The organism is Campylobacter sp. RM12642, from assembly GCF_020137635.1.
GTDB lineage: Bacteria > Campylobacterota > Campylobacteria > Campylobacterales > Campylobacteraceae > Campylobacter_E.
Window position 1 is genome coordinate 1 of sequence record NZ_JACGAT010000003.1, and the last position, 20,954, is coordinate 20,954.

Below are 20,954 nucleotides of genomic sequence, written 5' to 3' on the forward strand. Positions count from 1 at the left end.
TGTTGTTTGAGATACCAATCATTAGTATGCTTAATACAAATATCTACAAAAGAATATTTCTTCTCTAATCTATCATCAATAATTGCGTTTTTAAAAGCCATTTGCTTACCTTTTTTTAAACCAAATTCCTACTTCAAATTCCACAATTTTTAAAGAATTTGAATTAGGATTTAAAATATTTATTCTTTTATTATTTCATCTCTTACATATACTTTATAATCTTTTTCAATTTCGCCCCAAGCACCAGAAAGATTATAAACATCTAATATTTCTTTAAGAAGATTTATAACTTCTTTTTCGCTTAATAATTCATTGTTTTTAATATCAAAAATACTCCAAACTTTATCGTATAAAACACCATCTATTGTTATATCAAAATCATAATCAAGTATAACTTCAATCAAATTACCTTTATAATATAAAACCCACAAGCCTTTACTAAGTCTTGCACGCTCTAATTCAGGGTCTAAAAAATTATAAGCTTGTATTATAAAACAATCTAATTCTTCATCTATTACTATTCTTTTCTCATCAGGCATCATACGATTTTGTTTATAATATAAGCTATCTGTATAATTGCAAAAAATATCTGTCATTTTGTATTTTTCATCAAGTTCTTTTGTAACTACTGCGTTCTTAAAAGCCATTATTTTTCCTTAATTTTAATTATTAAGTAAATATTATAAAAATTATTTTTTGTAAAGTAAAGAAGGTCTGAAGATATTCAAATTCCAAAATCGGAATTTGAAATTAAAATTATTTTATTCTTGAGCGTCACGCCATTCGTTTAGAACTTTTACTTCTTCATCGCTTAAAAATCCACTAAATGCAGAAAATCCACTAAGCGAATAAGCAGGGCAATCAATACTCTCATAATTTTTCTTAGCTTGATTTAATTCATAGCTAAATATTGAAAATACACCTTTTACATCTAATCCGTGAGACCTAGCAGCACCAACAGCAGCAATACTTGAACCGCCACTTGAGATTAAATCTTCTAGCACAACGCAAGTGCTTCCGTGCTTAAAGCTTCCTTCAATCATCTTTGCTCTTCCGTGGGTTTTGTTTTTTGATAATATATATACTAATGGTTTGTTTAATATATCAGCCACCCAAGCTCCGTGAGCAATAGCTCCAGTAGCAGTTGCTGCTATGTAATCAACATCTCCTGCTTTTTCTTTAATCAAATTCGCTAAATGATTTGCTATGATTTTACGCTCTTTTGGATAGCTAATTAACACACGATTATCACAATATATAGGGCTTTTAATACCACTTGAATATGTGAAAAACTCTTTAGTATTAATAAATATTGCTTCACAATCTTTTAATATTTTTACAACTTCACTTGCAACTTCTTTATTCATTTTCTTCTCCTTTTATACATTGAAAATAAGCTCTAATAGGATTAGAACTCTTTGTAATCATTCTACCAGCTACAATATAATCAATATTGTTTTCTATAGCAAATTTTGGCGTAGCAACCCTTGCTTGGTCATTTGCATCATTGCCTAAAAATCTAATGCCAGGCGTAAGAGCCTTAAGTCCTAAATCTTTAGCAAATTTTGCTTCATAAGCACTACTTACTATACCATCAAGACCTGCTTTTTTGCTGATTAAACAGCGTTGTTTTACGCAATCATTAATGCTTCCATTAAAGCCTAAATCATTTTTAAATTCTTCTTCTTCAAACGAAGTTAATACAGAAATTCCAAATAATTCACACTTGCTACCTAATTCATTTTTAGCATTAACAGCAGCCTTTAAAGCTTGCTCGCCTGCAAAAGAATGAAGGCTTAAAATATCAATATCATTTTTTAAAAGTGTCTTAGTAGCATTATAAATAGTATTTGGAATATCAATTAATTTTAAATCTAAAAATATATTAAAACCTAAGTCTTTTAGCTCTTTTAAAAAGTCATTTCCAGCTGTGTAGTATTGCCACATACCGACTTTTAAATAAGGCATAATTAATTTTAAATTATGCTCTTTTGCATAGTTTTCAAGATTTTTTGCTGATAGTTTTGATACAAATTCACGGCTTTGCTCTAAGGTGTCAAAATCTAATGCGATTATGGTTTTCAAATTCTCTCCTTTGATTTAATAAAATTATCTCTTTTTAACTCTTTACGACTTAGCATTATGCAAAAATTTATTAAATAAAACATATTGAATTTGTATTTTTAAAAGTTATTTATTACATTATTTAAATAATATAATACAAAAATCAAAAGGAGAAAAAATGGACTTTTTAGACTCATTAAAGCAAATCAAAACAGATATAAAAGAAAATGAAAAGAAAAAAGAGCAAGAATTAGAACTAGCAAAAATAAAACAAAAAGAAGAAGAATTAAGACAAGATTTCATAAATTATATGAATGAAAGCGGAGTTAAAAAAATCTAATTAAGATTTAGAAAATCTAAATCTTAATTAATTGAATTAAGTTTGTCTAATTCAAAAGGTGTAGTTTGATATACATAATAATTTAGCCAGTTGATATAAACACAATTTGCGTGAGCTCTCCAAGTAAGTTTTGGGGGATTGTTTGGATTATCATCTTTATAATAATTATAAGGAATATCAACATCTAAGCCGTTTTTAATATCTCTTTTATACTCATTATCTAAAGTAGTGCGAGAGTATTCAGGATGACCTAGGACAAAAACTTGTCTTCTATCAGAACTTCTTATTAAATAGCTTCCTGCTAAATCGCTTTTAGCTAAAATCACTAAAGATTTATGATTTGCTAAGGCTAATTCATCAATTCCTGAATGCCTTGAATGTGGAGCTAAAAACACATCATCAATTCCCCTTAAAATCTCATCTTTACTATCAATTACATCGTGATAAAACACTCCGCTTAATTTCTTTTTTAAAGGAATTTTTGCAATATTGTAATGATAATTTAGCCCAAACATCGCACCATAGCATATATGAAGAGTGCTAAAAACATTGCTTTTGCTCCATTCTAAAATACTAACTAATTCATCATAATAAGTTATTTCGCTAAATTCATATTGTTCTAGCGGAGCTCCTGTTATTATCATTCCATCAAATTTTTTATGCTTTATCTCATCAAATACCAAATAATGCTCGTTTAAGTGGCTTTGACAAGTGTTTTTGCTCTCGTGACTTGCTATTCTTAAAAGCGTGATTTTTACTTGTAAAGGCGTATTAGAAAGCATTCTAAGTAATTCTAATTCAGTTTCTTCTTTGATTGGCATAAGGTTTAAAATCACAAGCTCTAATGGACGAATATCTTGAGAATTTGCTCTTGCTTCGTCCATTACGAAAATATTTTCATTTTCTAGTAAAACTTTTGCTGGAAGATTAGTTTTTATATTAACGGGCATTTTTTCTCCTTTTTTAACTAATTTTGCCATTTTTTACTTGCTAAATACTTAAAATAAAGTTAAACTAATATTTTTTTAAAGGAGAGAAAATGTTAAAACAAGATACTTTATGTATTCACGCAGGTTATGAGCCAAAAAATGGCGAAAGTAGACAAGTGCCAATCATTCAATCAACTACTTACAAATACGATTCTTGTGAATTTATGGGAAAATTATTTGACTTAGAAGAAAGTGGATACTTTTACTCAAGAGTAGCAAATCCTACAAATGATTATGTAACTAGTAAAATTGCTAAATTAGAAGGAGCAATTGCTGGGGTGCTAACTTCTAGCGGACAAGCGGCTATATTTTTTGCAATTACAAATATTTGTAAAGCAGGAGATCATTTAGTTTGCGTAAATGAGATTTATGGTGGAAGTATAAATCTAATAGGCGTAACGCTTAAAAAATTTGGAATTGATTGCACCTTTATTAGTGCAAATAGCACAGATGATGAAATAAGAGCAGCTATTAAAGAAAACACAAAATTAATTTACGCTGAAAGCGTATCAAATCCTGCTTTAGTAGTGCTTGATATTAAAAGATTTGCAAATATTGCTCACGAAAATGAAATTCCATTAGTAATTGATAATACTTTTGCAACTCCTATTAATTGTCAGCCTATAAAACACGGAGCTGATATTGTTATTCATTCAGCTACTAAATATCTTGATGGGCATTCAAGTGTGATTGCTGGGGTTGTGCTTGATAGTGGTAATTTTGATTGGAGTAAGTATCCTAAAAAATTTGCAGATTTTAATACCCCTGATGAGTCATATCACGGATTAATCTATACGCAAAAATTTGGCAAATTAGCGTATATTGTAAAAATGATTGTTCAATTAATGAGAGATATAGGTGCTTGCTTACCTGCAACTAGTGCATATATGCTATCAACTCATATTGAAAGCCTACCTTTAAGAATGGCAAAACACTGCGAAAATGCGAAAAAAATTGCAGAATTTTTAGAAAATAATGAATATATTGAAAGCGTAAATTGCCCTATGCTAAAAAGCAGTCCTTATTATAATCTAGCTTTAGAATATATGCCTAATGGAGTTTGTGGGGTTATTAGCTTTACATTAAAAGCAAATAAAACTAAGGCAGTTAAATTTTTAGATAACTTAAAATTAATAATGATAGCAACTCATGTAGCTGATGCAAGAAGCTGTATTTTACACCCTGCAAGTCATACTCATAGACAATTAAATGAAGCTGAATTAATAAAAGCTGGAGTTAGCGAAGGTCTTGTAAGGCTTTCTGTTGGTATTGAAAATGCTGATGATTTAATAGCTGATATTAAACAAGCATTAGAAGTTACTTTTAAGTAATTCGTATTTGAAATTCTTATAAAATTATAAGAATTTCAATCTATATTATTTATCTTTTAAGTCCATTTACGATTGATAGCATTTCATCACTTGTAGTGATTGCTTTAGAGTTTGCTTCATAAGCTCTTTGACCTGTGATTAAATCAGTCATTTCTTCTACTAATTGCACGTTACTCATCTCTACGAAGTTTTGCTTAATTTGACCAAAACCATTAGTCCCACCCGTGCCAACAACAACTGCTCCACTAGCACTAGTTTCAAGGAAATTATTATCTCCTAATGCGTGTAAGCCGCTAGGATTTATGAAGTTTGCTAATTCAATTTGACCTAGTTGCACTGCTTCAGGATTACCCGCTTGAATTACACTTACAACCCCATCAGTTCCTATCCCAATAGCAACTGCATCTTCAGGAATTGTAATTTCAGGGATTAATCTATATCCATCACTATTTACGATAGTTCCTTCGCTATCTAGCTTAAAAGCACCATTTCTTGTATATGCCGTAGTGCCATCAGGTAGCTGAACTTGGAAAAAACCATTACCTGCTATTACCATATCTAATTGATTACCTGTTTCTTTGAAATATCCTTGTGTAAATTGCTTTGTGATTGCTGTTGGGCGAACCCCAAGACCTACTTCAATACCTGTTGGACTTTGCGTTGTTGTGCTTGTGCTAGTTCCTGCGTATTCCATTACTTGATACATTAAATCAGCAAATTCTGCTCTATTTTTTTTGTATCCCATAGTATTTACATTGGCAATATTATGAGATGTTGTATCAATTTGTGTTTGCTGTGCTATCATTCCTGTTGCTGCTGTATATAAAGACCTAAGCATTTTTACTCCTATTTAACATTTGCTAATTTATTTATTGCGTCGCTGTTTAGCTCATCCATATGGCTAGTCATTACTTTTTGATACATTTCAACTAAACGATGAGTTTCTATAAGACCTACCATTTCATTAACGGCATTTACATTACTCATTTCTAAAAACCCACTCGCAAGTGCATTTGAGCCCTCGAAATCCTGCATTTTAGTTAAATCATCTAATTTATAAAGATTATCTCCTATCTTTTCTAAATCCCTTGTATCATCCATCCTAGCTACAAAAATCCTATTTGCTACTTCACCATCTAAATAGACATTTCCATCTGAATCAATAGTTAATCTTTGATTATCTCCTACTTGAATGCCATCATTTGCAGGGTCTTCAAAATAATTCGAGCTTAATAATCTATCTCCATTTTTTGTAACTATAAAGCCATCTTCATCTAGACTAAATGCTCCATTTTTGCTAAATTTCACACTACCATCTGATGAGCGAACCATAAAAAAACAATCACTTCTTTTGATTGCAATATCTAAAGGATTGTTGGTCGGACGGATTGCACCTACGCTAAAATCTGTGTATTCTATATCAATATTAGGAACTCTATTTATGGTTTGATTTATGTATTTTGCAGCTTGTTTTGTATGATTATCAATTGGCATATTTTGCATTTCTTCATCATAAAGCCTTTTAAAATCAGCAATTACTACATTATCTCTTTTATAACCTGCTGTATTTACATTAGCTAAATTATTAGAGATAACATTTAAGCGATTTAGTTGAGTAACCATTGCTCCTGTAGCTTGATAAAATCCGTTTTGCATAACTTTCCTTAAATATTTTATATTTTGGTAAAAGCAAAACTTATTCCAAAATAAGATAAACTTCTAAAAATTTTTAGAGTTTATCTTAAAATCAAATTCTTTATTTTTTATTTTTCATAATTTTGTCAAAAAATACAGAATTTAAAAAAGCAATTAAACATATGAAAATAATGTAATATCCACTACCAATATCAAATTTTCCGTGTGATTGAACTACGATAATTGGAGTTAAAAATCCTGCTATTGCATAAGCTAAATTATAAGAAAATCCTATGCCTGTATATCTAATACTAGCCTTATAAAGCCTACACATAAATAATGATGTAAAATTAACAATACCACCAAAAAACGCCGAAGCAAAATAAAATATACAAGTTGAAGCGAAATCCTTTAAAACATATAAAGAATAAAAATACATAGTGCTAGTAAAAACTAATAAAATAGCAAAAATTTTGCAAATTAAACTAGCTTTAAATCTATCAGCCAATGCCCCGCAAACAACAAGTCCAATCATCATACTAACACTAGCAATAATTTGCAAGCTAGTATTTAAAGCAGGATTAATATTTAAAATACCTTTCATAAAATTAGGCATCATTATTAAAAATACTAAAACACAAGCAGTAAGAACAATAGTTAAAAACATTGATAAAATTATTTCCATTTTATAATCTTTAATGACTGATTTTATAGGAAAATCGCTTAATTGCTTTTCAGCTTGAAGTTGCTTAAAAATAGGAGTTTCTTGCAAAAATCTTCTAAGATAAATGCTAATTAGACCAAAAATACCACCGATTAAGAAAGGAATTCTATACGCATAATCTTTTATTTCATCTTCTGTGAAATTTAGTTGAAGCAATAACGCACTTAAAGCTCCTAAAGTAATACCACCACAAACCCCGCTTGTTAAAACTCCTAAAAATAATGCCTTTTTATTATCAGGACTATGTTCATATATAAAAGCCCAAGCACCAGGTAACTCTCCACCAATTGCAACGCCTTGAACTAATCTAATAGCTAATAAAATAGCAATAGCAAAATAGCCAATTTGCTCATAAGTAGGCATAATCGCAAAAATGAATGTAGGAATTACCATTAAAATAATGCTTAATAAAAACATATTTTTCCTACCAAACTTATCTCCAAAATGTGCCATTATAACTCCACCTAATGGACGAGCTAAATACCCTGCAGCAAAAGCTCCATAAGTATTTAATAATTTTATACTCTCATCAAGCTCTTTTGGAAAAAAATGATGTGTAAAATACGGAGTAAATAATGCAAATATAATAAAATCATAAAATTCTAATGTCCCACCTAATGCACTTAATGCTAAGGTTTTTGTATCTTTTTTTGTAATAGTTTTCATCAAATTCCTTTAAATTTCTTTGTTTTTTTTATTTCTAATTTTGATTTTGTTAATGATTATTAATTTGAGTAAGAGTATATAGGTAAGGCTTTGCCTTACCAATAGATATAAGTTTTTGTAGATTTAATATCTGCGTAGTTTAAAATTGTGCCATCTTCTAAAGTGATTTTTTCATCATCAGCACCAAGTAATTTTGAGATAATTTCTTCTTTTTCTTTAGTTTTAATTTTTAATATCTCACCTATACTAAGTTTAAAATGCTCTATTTTAGTAAGCTTTCTTTCAAGTCCAGGAGAGCTTACTTCTAAAAAGTATTTTTCATCTGTAGGTGGATTTAAATCAAGTATAGGAGAAATCAATCTACTAAATTGCTCGCAATCATCAAGGCTAACTGATTTATTTTCTCCATCTTTTAAGATGAAAATTCTATAAATAAAGTTATTGCCTTCTTTTGCTAATTCAGTATCATAAATCACTAAATTAAGCTGTTTAGCTAAATTCTCTAGCTCCATTTATTTCTTTTCCTTATTAATTTGCTTAAATAATTCTTCTATTCTATTAATTTTATCTAAACTATCGTCAAACCTAAAATGAAAATTTGGGCATCTATACATACCAAGCGCTCCTAAGCAATGAGCTTGCAATACTTTACTAACTCTTTTTAGCTTAGAAAGAACTAAATTTTGTTCATCTTTTGTAAGCGACATTTTATCTAAATATATAAAAGCATCATAACGACCCTTTTTACAATCTACATCATTTACCAATAGACCGCTCAATAAAGGATCATCTAAGTTTGCTAAAGCTTCTCCTACTAATTCCTTTAGCAAACTTTGTGTTCTTAGGCGTTTTATTTGTGCTTTATCATTCATTATAAACTAGCCTTACTTTGAACTTCTTTATAACTTTCTATAAAATCGCCTTCTCTCATATCGTTAAATCCAACGATACCAACACCACATTCATAACCTTTGCTAACTTCTCTAGCATCATCTTTAAAGCGTTTAAGTGAACTAATCTCTCCTTCAAACACTACAACACCTTCACGAATAACACGGATTTTAGCCCCTCTTACTATACTTCCATCAGTTACCATACATCCTGCTATTTGTCCTACTTTTGGCACATTGATTACTTGTCTAATTTCAGCTTGTCCGAGTTGCTCTTCGCTAATAATAGGACTCATTAAACCACCTAAAATAGCTTTAATCTCATCAATTAGATTGTAAATTACATTATATGTTTTAATCTCAACCTTGGCTTCTTTTGCTTTTTCCTTAATATCCCCCGTTGGACGAACATTAAAGCCAACTATAACACCACCGCTAGCTTGTGCTAAAGCAATATCTCCTTGAGATATTCCACCAACACCGCCTAAAACAATATCAACTTTTACCTCATCATTTGAAAGCTTTTCAAGACTTCCTCTAATAGCTTCTAATGTTCCACCTACATCGGCTTTTAAAATAACAGGTAATGATTTTAAATTCCCTTCTTTAATTTTTGCACTTAATTCATCAAGGCTTACTTTTGTTGATTTGCTTAATTCTTTTTGTCTTAAATATTCGTGGCGTTTTTGTGCGTAATCTCTTGCTTCTTTATCAGTCGCAACACTAATTAATGTCTCACCTGCATCAGGAATTTCATTAAGACCCATAATTACACCACACTCGCCTGGTAAAATCTCTTTTAATGCGTTACCTTTGCTATCTGTAATACTTTTTACCCTACCATAAGCAATGCCTGCTACAACGGTATCTCCTACTCTTAGCGTTCCATTTTCCATAATCACAGTAGTTACTACACCGCGACCTTTTTGTAAAGAACTTTCAACTATATTTGCTTTTGCAGCTGTATTCTTATTTGCTTTAAGCTCTAAAATTTCAGCTTGTAATAAGATAATTTCAAGTAAATCTTCAATTCCAGTTCCCTTTAAAGCACTAATATGAACGAATTCATGACTTCCACCCCACTCAGTTGGCATAATATCAAGCTCTGCTAATTGAGTTTTAACTCTATCAGGATTTGCTGCTTCTTTATCTATTTTATTAACAGCGATGATGATTGGAACACCAGCTGCTTTTGCATGCGAAATTGCTTCTTTTGTTTGTGGTTTTACACCATCATCAGCAGCTACAACGATAATTACTATATCAGTAACACTAGCACCCCTAGCTCTCATAGCTGAAAATGCTTCGTGACCTGGAGTATCAATAAAGGTTATATTTTTACCATTTTTATTAACCATATAAGCACCAACGTGCTGAGTAATTCCACCTGCTTCGCCACTTGCTACACGACTATTTCTAATATAATCAAGCAAACTTGTCTTACCATGATCAACATGCCCCATAATTGTTACAACAGGAACTTTAATATCTTTTAATTCTTCTTGATTTTCTTCATAATCAGCAACATAATCAAATTGTGCAGTCTCATCAAAAAAGCTTATTTCAATTCCAAACTCAAGTCCTAAAATCTCAATAGTTTCTTCATCTAAGAAATCATTTTTAGTAGTCATCATTCCTTGCATAAATAGTTTTGAGATTAATTCGCTATCTTTTTTACCTAACTTCTCTGCTAATTCATAAAGTCTTATTTCTTTAGGAATTTTAATACTTGTAATTTCTTCGCTACTTTGTTCTTTTTTATATGCTTTTGATTTTTTACGGCGAGACCTTGCTATTGAAGTATTTGTAAATTGATTGATTTGGTTATTAAATGCACTTCTTAATGAAGTTTGTGCCTTTGCAGGCTTTTCAATATCTTCTTTTCTTTCATTAAATGAAAAATCAGGCATAACCACAACATCATCTTCATCATCATTAATCTCTGCAAAATTAGTATCAAAATCCATCTTAGATGAACTTTCTTTTCTTGCTGCTGGAACTATTTTTTTAGCTTTTTTCTTTTTTAAGCTTTCATCTGTGCTAAATATTGAAGCAAACGATACGGGCTCTTTTGATTGAGCTTTAGGCTTAACCTCTTCTTTAACTTCTTCTTTTGCTGCATTTTTCTTCTTAATGATTACTAAGCCACGGCGTTTTTCAAGCCCACTTCTTGCAAGACTTACAGGTTCTTCTTGCACTAATTCTTCTTTTGCTATTTCTTTGCTTTTCATTTCTTCTTTAACTTCTACCTTAGTGATTTTTTCTTCTACTATTTTTTCTTCTTTAGTTTCTTGTTTATCTTCTTTGGTTTCTTCTTTAAGAATTTCTTTTTGTTTGCTTTCAGTTTTTTTTGTTTTTTCAATCTTTTCAGTCTTTGTACTTTTTTCAGCTTTTTCAGTTTTACTTTTTGTTGTTTTAGAAGTAGTTGATTTTGTACTAGATTTTTTGGCACTTTTACTTGATTTTGCAACTTCATCTTTTAAAATTTGTTGAATTGTTCCATTTTTTAAATACTCATATATTGCTGCTGCTACATCTTCACTTACAGCTTTTTGAGGTGATTTATAATCAAATCCTAATTCATTAATTTTTTCTAAAGTTTCTTTATTTTGATAACCTAATTCCGCTGCTATTTCACTAATTTTTATATTCGCCATTTAAAAACCTTTCTTTTAATTTACTAGCAAGTTCTTTTTTATCTATATTAATTTTTATAACTTTTTGCAAAGACTTTAAAAAATCACTATCATCTTTTTTAAGGCATTCATCACATAAATACATACTTCTACCGCTATTAAATTGAAATAAAACTTCATTTAAAGACACTTGAAAACGCTTTAAATCAGTTTGATTTTTTCTAATCTTGCAAATAATACACATTCTAATAGGTTTTGCTTTTTTCATAATCTTTTAATTTTAATTGTTTTTGCTTAACAGAAGTCTTAAAAGCTTTATTTTCAAACATTTTAATTTTCTATTCTAAATTCTTTAAAAGATTTAGAATAGAAAGAATAAAAATTAAGATTTAGATTTTTCCATACGGCGTCTTAGAGTTGGGTCTAAATAACGCTTTCTAATACGAATATTAATTGGAGTTACTTCTACTAATTCATCTTCTTCAATCCACTCCATAGCACGCTCTAAAGTAGGTTTTCTAGGTGGAACTAATTTAATAGCATCATCACTACCACTAGCACGAACATTGGTTAGGTTTTTACCTTTTATAGGATTTACATCAAGGTCATTCGGACGGCTATGCTCGCCTATAATCATACCAACATAAGTTTTTGCTTGAGGGTCTATAAATAAAACACCCCTATCTTGAAGATTCCATAATGAATAAGCTAATGCAACACCATTTTCCATACTCACTAATGCTCCATTTTGGCGTTTTTCAACACTACCAACAAAAGGTCTAAATTCCATAAAACTATGATTCATTATACCTTCACCTTTTGTATCTGTTAAAAACTGACTTCTAAATCCAATTAGCCCACGAGCAGGAATTTCAAACTCAAGTCTAGTTTGTCCATCTCCTGTTGGAACCATACTTTTCATCTCAGCTCTTCTTCTTCCAAGCTTTTCAATAACCGTTCCACTAAACTCATCAGGAACATCAATAACTAGATTTTCAAAAGGCTCTGTTTTAACTCCATTTTCAATTTTTACGATAACTTCAGGGCGTCCAAGACAAAACTCAAAACCTTCTCTTCTCATATTTTCAGCTAAAATCGTAATTTGTAATTCACCACGACCACTTACTTTAAACTTACCTTCGCCAATATTTTCATATTTCATAGCGATATTTGTCTTCATTTCGCTTTCTAATCTTTCAGCAATTTTATTACTTGTAACATGCTTTCCTTCAGTTCCTGCTAAAGGTCCATCATTTACGCTAAATACAACGCTTAAAGTAGGTTCTTCTATATGTAGTGGGTCAAGTGGCATAGGATTGCTAGGATCAACTACGCTATCTCCAACATCTAAAGCATCAAAACCTGCAATTGCTACTATATCTCCTGTGCTAGCACTATCAATATCCATTTTTTCTAAACCTAAAAATCCAATTAGTTTTGAAATTCTTCCTGTGTGTTTTGTCCCATCAGCCTTAGCTAACATTACATTTTGATTTTTTGAAATTGTTCCATTGAAAATTCTAGCAATTCCAATTTTACCAACGAAGTTATCATAACCTAATGTAAATACTTGTAATTGTAAAGGATTTTCATTACTACCACTTGGTGCTGGAACATGCTCAATTATCTTGTCAAATAAAGGTTGCATATCCTTACTATCATCATCTAATTCATTTTTTGCAATACCTTCTTTTCCAATTGCATAAATTACAGGGAAATCTAATTGCTCATCAGTTGCATCAAGTGCAGCAAAAAGGTCAAATACTTCATTAATTACTCTGTCAGGTTCAGCTGCAGCTTTATCTATTTTATTTACCACAACTATTGGTCTAAGACCTAATGCTAATGCTTTTTTAACAACGAATTTAGTTTGTGGCATAACACCTTCTTGAGCATCAACGATTAATAAAACCCCATCAATCATCTTTAAAACACGCTCAACTTCTCCACCAAAATCTGCGTGGCCTGGAGTATCAATTATGTTAATTTTTGTGCCTTTATAATTAATTGCTGTGTTTTTTGAAAGAATTGTAATTCCACGCTCTTTTTCAATATCATTACTATCCATAACGCGTTCATCAACTTGGTCTCTTTCGCTAAATGTTCCTGATTGTTTTAATAACTGATCAACCATTGTAGTCTTACCATGATCAACGTGTGCGATTACTGCTATATTTCTAATACTCAATGTTTTCTCCTTGATTTTAAAGTAAAAGTTTAATTAATTTAGGTTAATTTTTAAATATGAAATCACAAAAACTTGGAACGAATTTTGCTAAAACTCATCAAGTTTTAAACAAGGATTATTATGAAAGATTTATTAATTTTACAAGATGTAAAAAATCTAAATTCTAAAAAAGGTAAAGGCTCTAAAAAGTCTGGCGGAGAAGGTTTTGCTGATTTATTATTTAATCAAACCGATGTAAAAGATACTAAAAATTTATTGGTAATGCAAAATGTATTTAAAGCAAAAAATGAAATAAAAAATAAAGATGTAAAACAATTTAGTAATATAAATCTAGCTTCAACTTTATTAAACGAAAAAACAAGCAAACAAGAGCCAAATTTATTAGCAAGTCTTTTACAAAATCCAAAAACTCTACAAGATAAAGTATCAAAAATAGTGCAAAATGCAAAAGAAATGAATGAATTTTTACCTAAAAGATTGCAAATAAGTGATGCTGAAATTATGCAAGATATTAAGACTTCTATGGAAGATGTTGAATATGGAAAAGAACTTTTAGATGATTTGAATTTCGTTCAGATTTTAGATTTTTTAGACATATTAAAGCAAGATAAAAAAAATGTAAAATTAAATGATTTTTTTAACTTAAAAAATATTGTTAATAATAAAGCTAGTTTAGAAAGTTTTGCAAATACAAATAGCGTTCATTCATTAGTAGAACTTGCAAAAGAGCATAAATTAGGGCTTAGCAATATAACTTATGAAAAAATTAAAAATAATGAATATAACGAGCAAATTTTTGCTAAACCATATCCTAAATTATATGAGCAAAATTTCTTCTCACACGCATTAAACAAAAATACAAAAATTGAAGAGAATTTAAAAAATACTGAAATTAAAAAACCAAATTTAGAAAGTTTATTATCAGTAAAAAGTGAAAAAATTGTATCTAATAATACAAACGAACCTATTATAAACGCTGAAAAAACTCTAAAAACTGGGGCTTTAAATGAGTTATTAAGCAAAATTGCAAATGATGATAAAAAACAAACTAAAGATATAAAAGAAGAAGCATTTAAAATCGTTTCAAAAGATATAGAAACACAAAGTCCTAAAATAACTCCGAACACAATTAAAAATGATATAAAAGATATACAAATTCAAGCAAATAAAACTCAAATTCAAACCCAAGAAACAAAAGAAAATGAAAATAAAATTCTACCTGAATTAAATATAGTAGAAGAAAATTTGCAAGATAATTTAGATGAAAACTCAAGCCAAACTCAAGATAATAAAGAAAAGCTAAATCTACCACAAAATCTTAAAGTTGATTTTTTAAATCCTAATAAAGAACTTAGTAAAGAACAAACTAAATTAGTAATTGATAATTTTACAAGAGATTTTAAGGAAGAAATAGAAAAATTCAAAGCTCCAAGCCATAAAGTTAGCATTAATTTAAATCCTAAAGAATTAGGAGAAGTTAATGTCACTATGATTGCAAGGGGTAATAACTTACATATAAATCTTAATTCAAACAATGCAAATACTCTAAATCTTTTCATAGCAAATCAGCAAGAATTTAAAAATAGCCTTGTAAATATGGGCTTTACGGGTCTTGCTATGAATTTTGGAGATAAAAAAGAAGGTTCAAATCATCAAGAGCAGCAAAAAGCTCGTAAAAAATATGAAGAAATTGAAGAATTAGAAAGCACAAGCGATATGCCAAGTGGAATTAATGCTGTGCTTTATAGATATTTTTAAAGGGGTAAAAAATGTTGGTTTCAATTTTATTAATAAGTTCAATGATAATTTTAGCAGTAAGCTTTGCTGCTAAAATATATTTTAAAGATAGTTAAAATAATTAAAGCCTTTATTATTTAGGCTTTAATTAAAATCTTAAAATTATTTGCAAATAAACATATCTATTTTTTGATTGTTAGTATTATCTATAAACACTGAAGTTCCGTTGTTAAATCCGTGAGTTTTGATATTGATTTTTATACCTTGACAATCTAAATCCTTGCCTGAATTATAAATATTTAAAATCTCTTGCTTTAAAGCCCCACTTGAATTATCTAGGCTAGTGTATATAAAACCAACTATAAAAGTAACAACTATTAATGAAATAACAGCCACATAAAGCTTAGAATTAAAATGATTTTTATAATAAATACAAACACCAATTAATGCAAAAAACAATATTAAAAATATTGCAAATCTAATCATTTTAATCCCCTTAATTTATAGGTCAAATCACCTGCGTTAAATCCAACCACTACGCCTTTATCTAAAGTAATTTCTCCTAAATTACTAAATAATTTTAAAGAATTATCAACTCTTTTTATATCGTCTATGAAACAAGCATTAGGAAAATGCTTAGCTAAATCAATTTTAATTTCATCTTCATTAGCACTATAAACAGGCAAAATAAATAGCTTTGAAAAACCTTCAAAACAAGTTTTAAAACCTTCTAAATTATCAAGCAATCTTGTGTATTTATGCGGTTGCCAAATCGCTATAGTATCATCTAAATTTAGTGCTTTTGCATAAGAAAATATACCTTTTTTAGTCTCTCTTACTTCGGTTGGATGATGAGCGTAATCATCAATTATTACAAAATCCTTACTAGCATATAAAACATCAAAACGCTTTTTAATACCACAAAAATCTTTCAAATTTTGCTTAATCTCACTTAGGCTTAGCCCAACACACCTAGCAGCAAGTATTGCTAAAGCAGTATCAATAGCTATACATTCGCTATGACCTTGCACGCTAAAACGACCAAAATCTCTTAAATCAAAAGATATAAAAGGCAAATAATCCTTAACTTCAAATTCTAAGTTTTTAATATCTTCGCTAGGCACTAGCCTTTCACAATCTAAATCAATTGTAGCTAAAAACTCATCTTCAGCATTAATTACTCTAATTTTGCTTTGTTTTAAAAAGTCTGTATAAGCTTTATAAAAAGCGTTTAAATCGTGATTATAATGCTCTAAATGTTCAGGTTCAGCATTAGTTACTATACTTAAAGCAGGATTTAAATTCAAAAACGAACTATCACTCTCATCAGCTTCAAAAACTAATTTTTCACTAGTTTTATACACCATATTTTTACCAGCTCTTTTATCCACTGCACCGATTATAAAAGAGCTTTGCAAAATATTTGCTAGGATACTACTTGTAGTGCTTTTGCCGTGTGCACCTGCAACTGCAAAAAGCATTTTGTTTTCTAAAATAAGTGGCAAGGCTTCTTTTCTTGATAGAACTCTTATACCTAGTTCTTTTGCTTTTTTTATTTCAGGATTGTTTTCACGAATTACTGCTGAATGCACTACTAAATCAATATCGTTGCTTAAATTTGATGCACTATGACCTATAAAAACCGCAATTCCTTCTGCTCTTAATTCTTTTACTAATTCACTCTCATAGACATCGCTTCCTAAAACACTAATTCCACGCTCATTTAAAAATCTAGCCAACGCACTAAGACCAATGCCACCAATACCGATAAAAAATATTTTTTTCATAAAAATCCTTTAAGAAAATGCTAGAGCAATCAAAATTAACCCTGCTCCTAATAATTGTAAAATTGTAAATACTTCTCCATAAAAACTTCCTAAAATTCCAGCCGAAATTGGCTCAAGTAGTAAAATCAATGCGACTTTACTTGGATGAAGGTGCTTTTGAGCGTAATTTTGAGCAAAAAAACAAAATATTGTAAATATCAATGCTGATACTAAAATAAGTATAAAAACCTTAGAATTTAAAATAGGAGTTAAACTTAAATCAGCAAAAATTAAAGCCGATAATAAATACATTATCGTGCTACCTACAAATTGAAAAAATATAAAGGTATTTAAATCATTTGATTTTAAAAATTTATCATTTAAAGCCACTAAAAGTGCAAAAAACACAGCACAAATTATCGCTAAATATTCGCCTTTTCCAAAATTATCAAAATTCGCATCACTAAATAAAAACATACCAAAACAAGCAAGTAAAGCTAGGAAAAATATCTTAAAACTAAGCTTTGCTTTGCTTATAAAAAAGCATAAAAATGGAGCAATAATTCCTTCTAAACCAGTTAGAAAAGCCACATTAGAGCTTTGAGTAAAGCTTAGTGCTTGGGTTTGAAAAATAAAGGCAAACGCCATACAAAAACCAGTGATTAATCCATATAAATAAGTATTTTTGTAATGCTTTAAAATATCATTTTTAACCAAGAAAAAAAACACAATAGAAGCTAATAAAAATCTATAAAATAATAATTCATAGCTATTTATGTAGTTTAATACCCACTTAGTAGGTAAAAACGATGCTCCCCAGATAACTACAGCGAATATTAATAAAAAAAATGATTTTTCTTGATGGTTCATAAATTAAACTTATTAATATTTAAAATATCTTTTGAAAAATCAAAATAATATAAATAATCAAGTTTTACTTCATAACCTGCTAGATATTTTAATGCCAAAATACTTGCAAAAGTAGCACTAAACATAACAAATGGAGTTGCTTGAGGTTTTATCCTTTTTATTTCATTTTTGAATGCTATTTTTTTATTTTTTACAATACTAGCACTTATGAAAAACTCTTCAACACTAGCAAAAATCCAAGGAATATTATTAGCTTTAGCGTAATTATCAATTTCAGCTCTAACTGATAAATTATCGGTCGCATCCATAATTAAATCAGCACTAGGTTTAGTAGCAAAAAATTCTGCCGCACTCATTTTATAAGTTTTTATATCACAAAATGAACGCTCTTTTAATTTATTAAAACAATCAACCTTAGCTTTACCTTCATCGTTAAAATTAAACATAATTTGCCTTTGAATATTGCTAAAGCTAACTATATCAAAATCAACTACACTAATACTCTTTATACCACTACTAGCAAGTGCATATGCTATACTTGAGCCAAGACCGCCTGCACCTATTATTATGATTTCTTTGTTTTCTAAATTCTTTTGCTTATCTTTTAATAATAAAGTTTGTCTTTCATAAAAGTCGCTTGTTGATTTCATTTCTTACTTCCTTAAATTGCCAAAATTTAGTAGCTTCACTAGGTTTGCTAATTTCAGAAATTAATACTTCTTCAGCGTCGCTTAATTCTTGAACTATATCTCCATAAGCATTGCATAAAAAACTATTACCATAAAAATTCCACTCTAATTCATCTACTTCGCTAACACCGATACGATTTACTCTTAAAATATTAGTATTATTTAAAAATGCTCTCATTTTAATAAGTTCGCACCATCTAGAATTTGAATTATAAGTATTTGCCGTAGGAATTATCAATAAATCTAATTCATTTGCCTTTTTAAAAAACTCATCAAAATGTATTTCATAGCCAAATAAAACGCCTATTTTAAAATTATCACATTTAAAAGTATGCAATTTAATAGCTTTTGTTGAATTTATAAAAAAATCCTTTTCATTCCAATGTGAATACGGCATAAAAACTTGCTGATTTATATATTTGATTTTACCTTTATTTGCTACTAAGCAAGTTTTATTAAAACCTTTATTAGTGCTAAAAATTATAGGAGCAACTATACATAAATTATATTTAGCACTATATTCTTTTAAGGCTTCTAGTTTTACCTTGCTTTGCTCTTTTACTAAATCAACTGGCATTTGCTTTAATTCAGTAAAAAAATTATTTAAAACATACTCGCCTAACGCTACTAATCTAACATCTTTTTGCTCGCAAATTCTTAAATAATAATCAAGCCTTGCATTACTTAAAGCCTGAGTGCTTAGTTGAAGTGCTGCTATTTTCAAAATGGCAATCTTTCTGTATCAATACTTAAAGAATTATTTTGTTTAGTTTGTTCAAATTCTTCAATATCTTTACTAGCCTTATCTAATAATTCTCTAGCTTCATTTATTAGTTTCATACCATCTTTATACGCATCTACTAAATCAAATAAAGGCGTTTGCTCATCTTCAATTATTTTTAATTTTTCATCTAAAATTTCACAGATTTGTTCGTAAGTTTTTTTCATTGATTTACCTTATAATTTGGTGCTTCTGCAGTGATTGTTACATCATGAACATGGCTTTCTTTAAGCCCTGCACTAGTAATTTCTACAAATTCAGCTTTTTCTTGAAAATCCTTTATATTTATAGCTCCGTTATAACCCATTGAGCTTCTAAGACCACCAAGTAATTGAAACACTACATTTTTAATACTTCCAGTATGTGGAACTCTTCCTTCAATTCCTTCTGGCACGAGCTTTTCTTTTGCTGTTCCTTCTTGAAAATATCTATCAGAACTACCCTTTGCCATAGCCCCTAAGCTACCCATACCGCGATACGATTTATATTGTCTTCCTTGATATGTGATAAATTCTCCTGGACTTTCATCAGTCCCTGCTAAAAGTGAGCCTATCATTACACTACTTGCACCTGCTGCAAGAGCCTTTGCAATATCTCCTGAATACTTTATCCCACCATCAGCAATTATAGGCACATTAAACTCTTTAGCAGCTTCAGCACAATCGCTAATAGCAGTAATTTGCGGAACTCCAACTCCACTTACTATACGAGTAGTGCAAATACTACCTGGTCCAATACCAACCTTTATAGCATCAGCTCCTGCTAATGCTAAATCCCTAACTGCCTTAGGATTAGCAATATTGCCTACTATTACATCTATATTTAATTCTTTTTTGATTTCTTTTAAAGTATCAATTATGCCTTTACTATGTCCGTGAGCACTATCCATAACCAAGACATCAACACCTGCATTTACTAAAGCTCTAGCCCTATCAAGTTGCCCTACTCCAATAGCAGCACCTACTACTAATCTTCCTAATTTATCCTTATTTGCATTTGGATATTCTTTACGCTTTTTTAAATCCTTTATAGTAATAAGACCACAAAGAGTATTATCATCATCTACTAAAGGTAATTTTTCTATTTTATTTTTACTAAAAATTACTTCAGCTTCATCTAAGGTGCAGCCTTTTTTAGCAGTAATTAAAGGCATTTTTGTCATTACTTCATCAACTATTTTTGAAAAATCAGTCTCAAATCTCAAATCACGATTAGTTAAAATTCCTAATAATTTTTTATCATTATCTACAACAGGAACACCTGAAATACTATATTCATTCATAATAGCTAAAGCATCACTTACCTTTGCTTTAGTATTAACATAAACAGGGTCATATATAATACCACTTTCACTTTTTTTAACCCTGATTATTTCTCTTACTTGGCTTTCAATATCCATATTTTTATGAATTATTCCAATTCCACCAAGCCTTGCCATCATTATTGCAGCCCTATGCTCTGTAACCGTATCCATAGCAGCCGAAATTAAAGGCATATTTAAATTAATATTTTTAGTAAGTTTTGTGCTAATATCAACTTCTTTTGGTAAAACTTCTGAATATTGCGGAACCAATAATACATCTTCAAATGTTAGAGCTTTTTTAATAATATTCACTGGATTTTCCTTTCGTAGTTTATTTTATTATAA

The 20,954-nt window shown here is 29.6% G+C and carries 22 protein-coding genes; 3 read left to right on the forward strand and 19 right to left on the reverse strand.

The features are described from left to right. Positions 1–179: 179 nt before the first annotated feature. The 3 genes from AVBRAN12642_RS01715 to pyrF form a co-directional block, all read right to left on the reverse strand. The gene (locus tag AVBRAN12642_RS01715; RefSeq protein WP_336607863.1) at positions 180–647 is read right to left on the reverse strand and encodes a hypothetical protein; all 468 of its coding nucleotides are present in this window, start codon (positions 645–647) and stop codon (positions 180–182) included. Between the two features lie 114 nt (positions 648–761). Beyond that, the gene (gene pyrE, locus AVBRAN12642_RS01720) at positions 762–1,367 is read right to left on the reverse strand and encodes an orotate phosphoribosyltransferase (protein ID WP_214116805.1); all 606 of its coding nucleotides are present in this window, start codon (positions 1,365–1,367) and stop codon (positions 762–764) included. Beyond that, positions 1,360–2,085: an orotidine-5'-phosphate decarboxylase gene (pyrF, locus tag AVBRAN12642_RS01725; protein WP_214116806.1), complete on the reverse strand. Its 726-nt coding sequence runs from the start codon at positions 2,083–2,085 to the stop codon at positions 1,360–1,362. Before pyrF ends, pyrE begins: the two co-directional genes overlap by 8 nt. 157 nt (positions 2,086–2,242) lie before the next feature. Here pyrF and AVBRAN12642_RS01730 point away from each other — a divergent pair, with 157 nt between their 5' ends. Next, positions 2,243–2,404 carry a hypothetical protein gene (locus AVBRAN12642_RS01730; RefSeq protein ID WP_214116808.1) on the forward strand — a complete coding sequence of 54 codons (162 nt, stop codon included), beginning with the start codon at positions 2,243–2,245 and terminating at the stop codon, positions 2,402–2,404. 23 nt (positions 2,405–2,427) lie between these two features. On the opposite strand, the gene AVBRAN12642_RS01735 is transcribed toward AVBRAN12642_RS01730, so the two are convergent. Next, complete coding sequence (locus tag AVBRAN12642_RS01735) at positions 2,428–3,354, reverse strand: homoserine O-succinyltransferase (RefSeq protein WP_214149860.1); 927 nt, start codon at positions 3,352–3,354, stop codon at positions 2,428–2,430. An 89-nt stretch (positions 3,355–3,443) separates the two neighbouring features. Here AVBRAN12642_RS01735 and AVBRAN12642_RS01740 point away from each other — a divergent pair, with 89 nt between their 5' ends. Next, positions 3,444–4,724, forward strand: a complete 1,281-nt coding sequence (locus AVBRAN12642_RS01740) for an O-acetylhomoserine aminocarboxypropyltransferase/cysteine synthase family protein (protein WP_336607864.1) — start codon at positions 3,444–3,446, stop codon at positions 4,722–4,724. 49 nt (positions 4,725–4,773) lie between these two features. Here the strand turns inward: AVBRAN12642_RS01740 and flgG are convergent, their stop codons facing one another. The 8 genes from flgG to typA form a co-directional block, all read right to left on the reverse strand. Then, positions 4,774–5,562 (reverse strand): flagellar basal-body rod protein FlgG, encoded by a 789-nt coding sequence (gene flgG / locus AVBRAN12642_RS01745; RefSeq protein ID WP_214116814.1) that lies wholly within the window; start codon positions 5,560–5,562, stop codon positions 4,774–4,776. Positions 5,563–5,570: 8 nt separating this feature from the next. After that, positions 5,571–6,380 carry a flagellar hook-basal body protein gene (locus tag AVBRAN12642_RS01750; RefSeq protein ID WP_214116815.1) on the reverse strand — a complete coding sequence of 270 codons (810 nt, stop codon included), beginning with the start codon at positions 6,378–6,380 and terminating at the stop codon, positions 5,571–5,573. Positions 6,381–6,480: 100 nt separating this feature from the next. Continuing rightward, positions 6,481–7,749, reverse strand: coding sequence for an MFS transporter (locus tag AVBRAN12642_RS01755; protein WP_336607865.1), 1,269 nt, complete (start codon positions 7,747–7,749; stop codon positions 6,481–6,483). A 95-nt stretch (positions 7,750–7,844) separates the two neighbouring features. Beyond that, a complete protein-coding gene (locus AVBRAN12642_RS01760) occupies positions 7,845–8,261 on the reverse strand; it encodes a ribosome maturation factor (RefSeq protein WP_336607866.1) in 417 nt (138 codons plus the stop codon). Continuing rightward, positions 8,262–8,621: a 30S ribosome-binding factor RbfA gene (gene rbfA / locus AVBRAN12642_RS01765; protein ID WP_214116821.1), complete on the reverse strand. Its 360-nt coding sequence runs from the start codon at positions 8,619–8,621 to the stop codon at positions 8,262–8,264. Next, the gene (gene infB, locus AVBRAN12642_RS01770) at positions 8,621–11,296 is read right to left on the reverse strand and encodes a translation initiation factor IF-2 (protein WP_214119782.1); all 2,676 of its coding nucleotides are present in this window, start codon (positions 11,294–11,296) and stop codon (positions 8,621–8,623) included. Before infB ends, rbfA begins: the two co-directional genes overlap by 1 nt. Then, positions 11,277–11,543, reverse strand: coding sequence for a DUF448 domain-containing protein (locus AVBRAN12642_RS01775; protein WP_214116825.1), 267 nt, complete (start codon positions 11,541–11,543; stop codon positions 11,277–11,279). Before AVBRAN12642_RS01775 ends, infB begins: the two co-directional genes overlap by 20 nt. Positions 11,544–11,657: 114 nt before the next feature. Then, positions 11,658–13,463 (reverse strand): translational GTPase TypA, encoded by a 1,806-nt coding sequence (typA, locus tag AVBRAN12642_RS01780; RefSeq protein ID WP_214116827.1) that lies wholly within the window; start codon positions 13,461–13,463, stop codon positions 11,658–11,660. A gap of 120 nt (positions 13,464–13,583) precedes the next feature. On the opposite strand from typA, the gene fliK reads away from it, so the two are divergent. Beyond that, positions 13,584–15,221, forward strand: coding sequence for a flagellar hook-length control protein FliK (gene fliK, locus AVBRAN12642_RS01785; protein WP_336606690.1), 1,638 nt, complete (start codon positions 13,584–13,586; stop codon positions 15,219–15,221). Between the two features lie 141 nt (positions 15,222–15,362). On the opposite strand, the gene AVBRAN12642_RS01790 is transcribed toward fliK, so the two are convergent. The 7 genes from AVBRAN12642_RS01790 to guaB are packed head-to-tail and all read right to left on the reverse strand — an operon-like array spanning position 15,363 to position 20,921. Continuing rightward, positions 15,363–15,686: a hypothetical protein gene (locus AVBRAN12642_RS01790; RefSeq protein WP_214116831.1), complete on the reverse strand. Its 324-nt coding sequence runs from the start codon at positions 15,684–15,686 to the stop codon at positions 15,363–15,365. Next, a complete protein-coding gene (gene murC / locus AVBRAN12642_RS01795) occupies positions 15,683–16,987 on the reverse strand; it encodes a UDP-N-acetylmuramate--L-alanine ligase (protein ID WP_214119785.1) in 1,305 nt (434 codons plus the stop codon). The genes AVBRAN12642_RS01790 and murC overlap by 4 nt, the downstream gene beginning before the upstream one ends. A gap of 9 nt (positions 16,988–16,996) precedes the next feature. After that, complete coding sequence (locus AVBRAN12642_RS01800) at positions 16,997–17,836, reverse strand: DMT family transporter (protein WP_214119786.1); 840 nt, start codon at positions 17,834–17,836, stop codon at positions 16,997–16,999. Next, positions 17,833–18,486, reverse strand: a complete 654-nt coding sequence (locus AVBRAN12642_RS01805; RefSeq protein WP_336607867.1) for a HesA/MoeB/ThiF family protein — start codon at positions 18,484–18,486, stop codon at positions 17,833–17,835. The genes AVBRAN12642_RS01800 and AVBRAN12642_RS01805 overlap by 4 nt, the downstream gene beginning before the upstream one ends. Further along, positions 18,461–19,252, reverse strand: a complete 792-nt coding sequence (locus AVBRAN12642_RS01810) for a carbon-nitrogen hydrolase family protein (protein ID WP_336607897.1) — start codon at positions 19,250–19,252, stop codon at positions 18,461–18,463. The genes AVBRAN12642_RS01805 and AVBRAN12642_RS01810 overlap by 26 nt, the downstream gene beginning before the upstream one ends. Beyond that, complete coding sequence (locus AVBRAN12642_RS01815; protein ID WP_214116840.1) at positions 19,246–19,473, reverse strand: exodeoxyribonuclease VII small subunit; 228 nt, start codon at positions 19,471–19,473, stop codon at positions 19,246–19,248. Before AVBRAN12642_RS01815 ends, AVBRAN12642_RS01810 begins: the two co-directional genes overlap by 7 nt. Next, a complete protein-coding gene (guaB, locus tag AVBRAN12642_RS01820; protein ID WP_336607868.1) occupies positions 19,470–20,921 on the reverse strand; it encodes an IMP dehydrogenase in 1,452 nt (483 codons plus the stop codon). The genes AVBRAN12642_RS01815 and guaB overlap by 4 nt, the downstream gene beginning before the upstream one ends. Positions 20,922–20,954 lie beyond the last annotated feature (33 nt).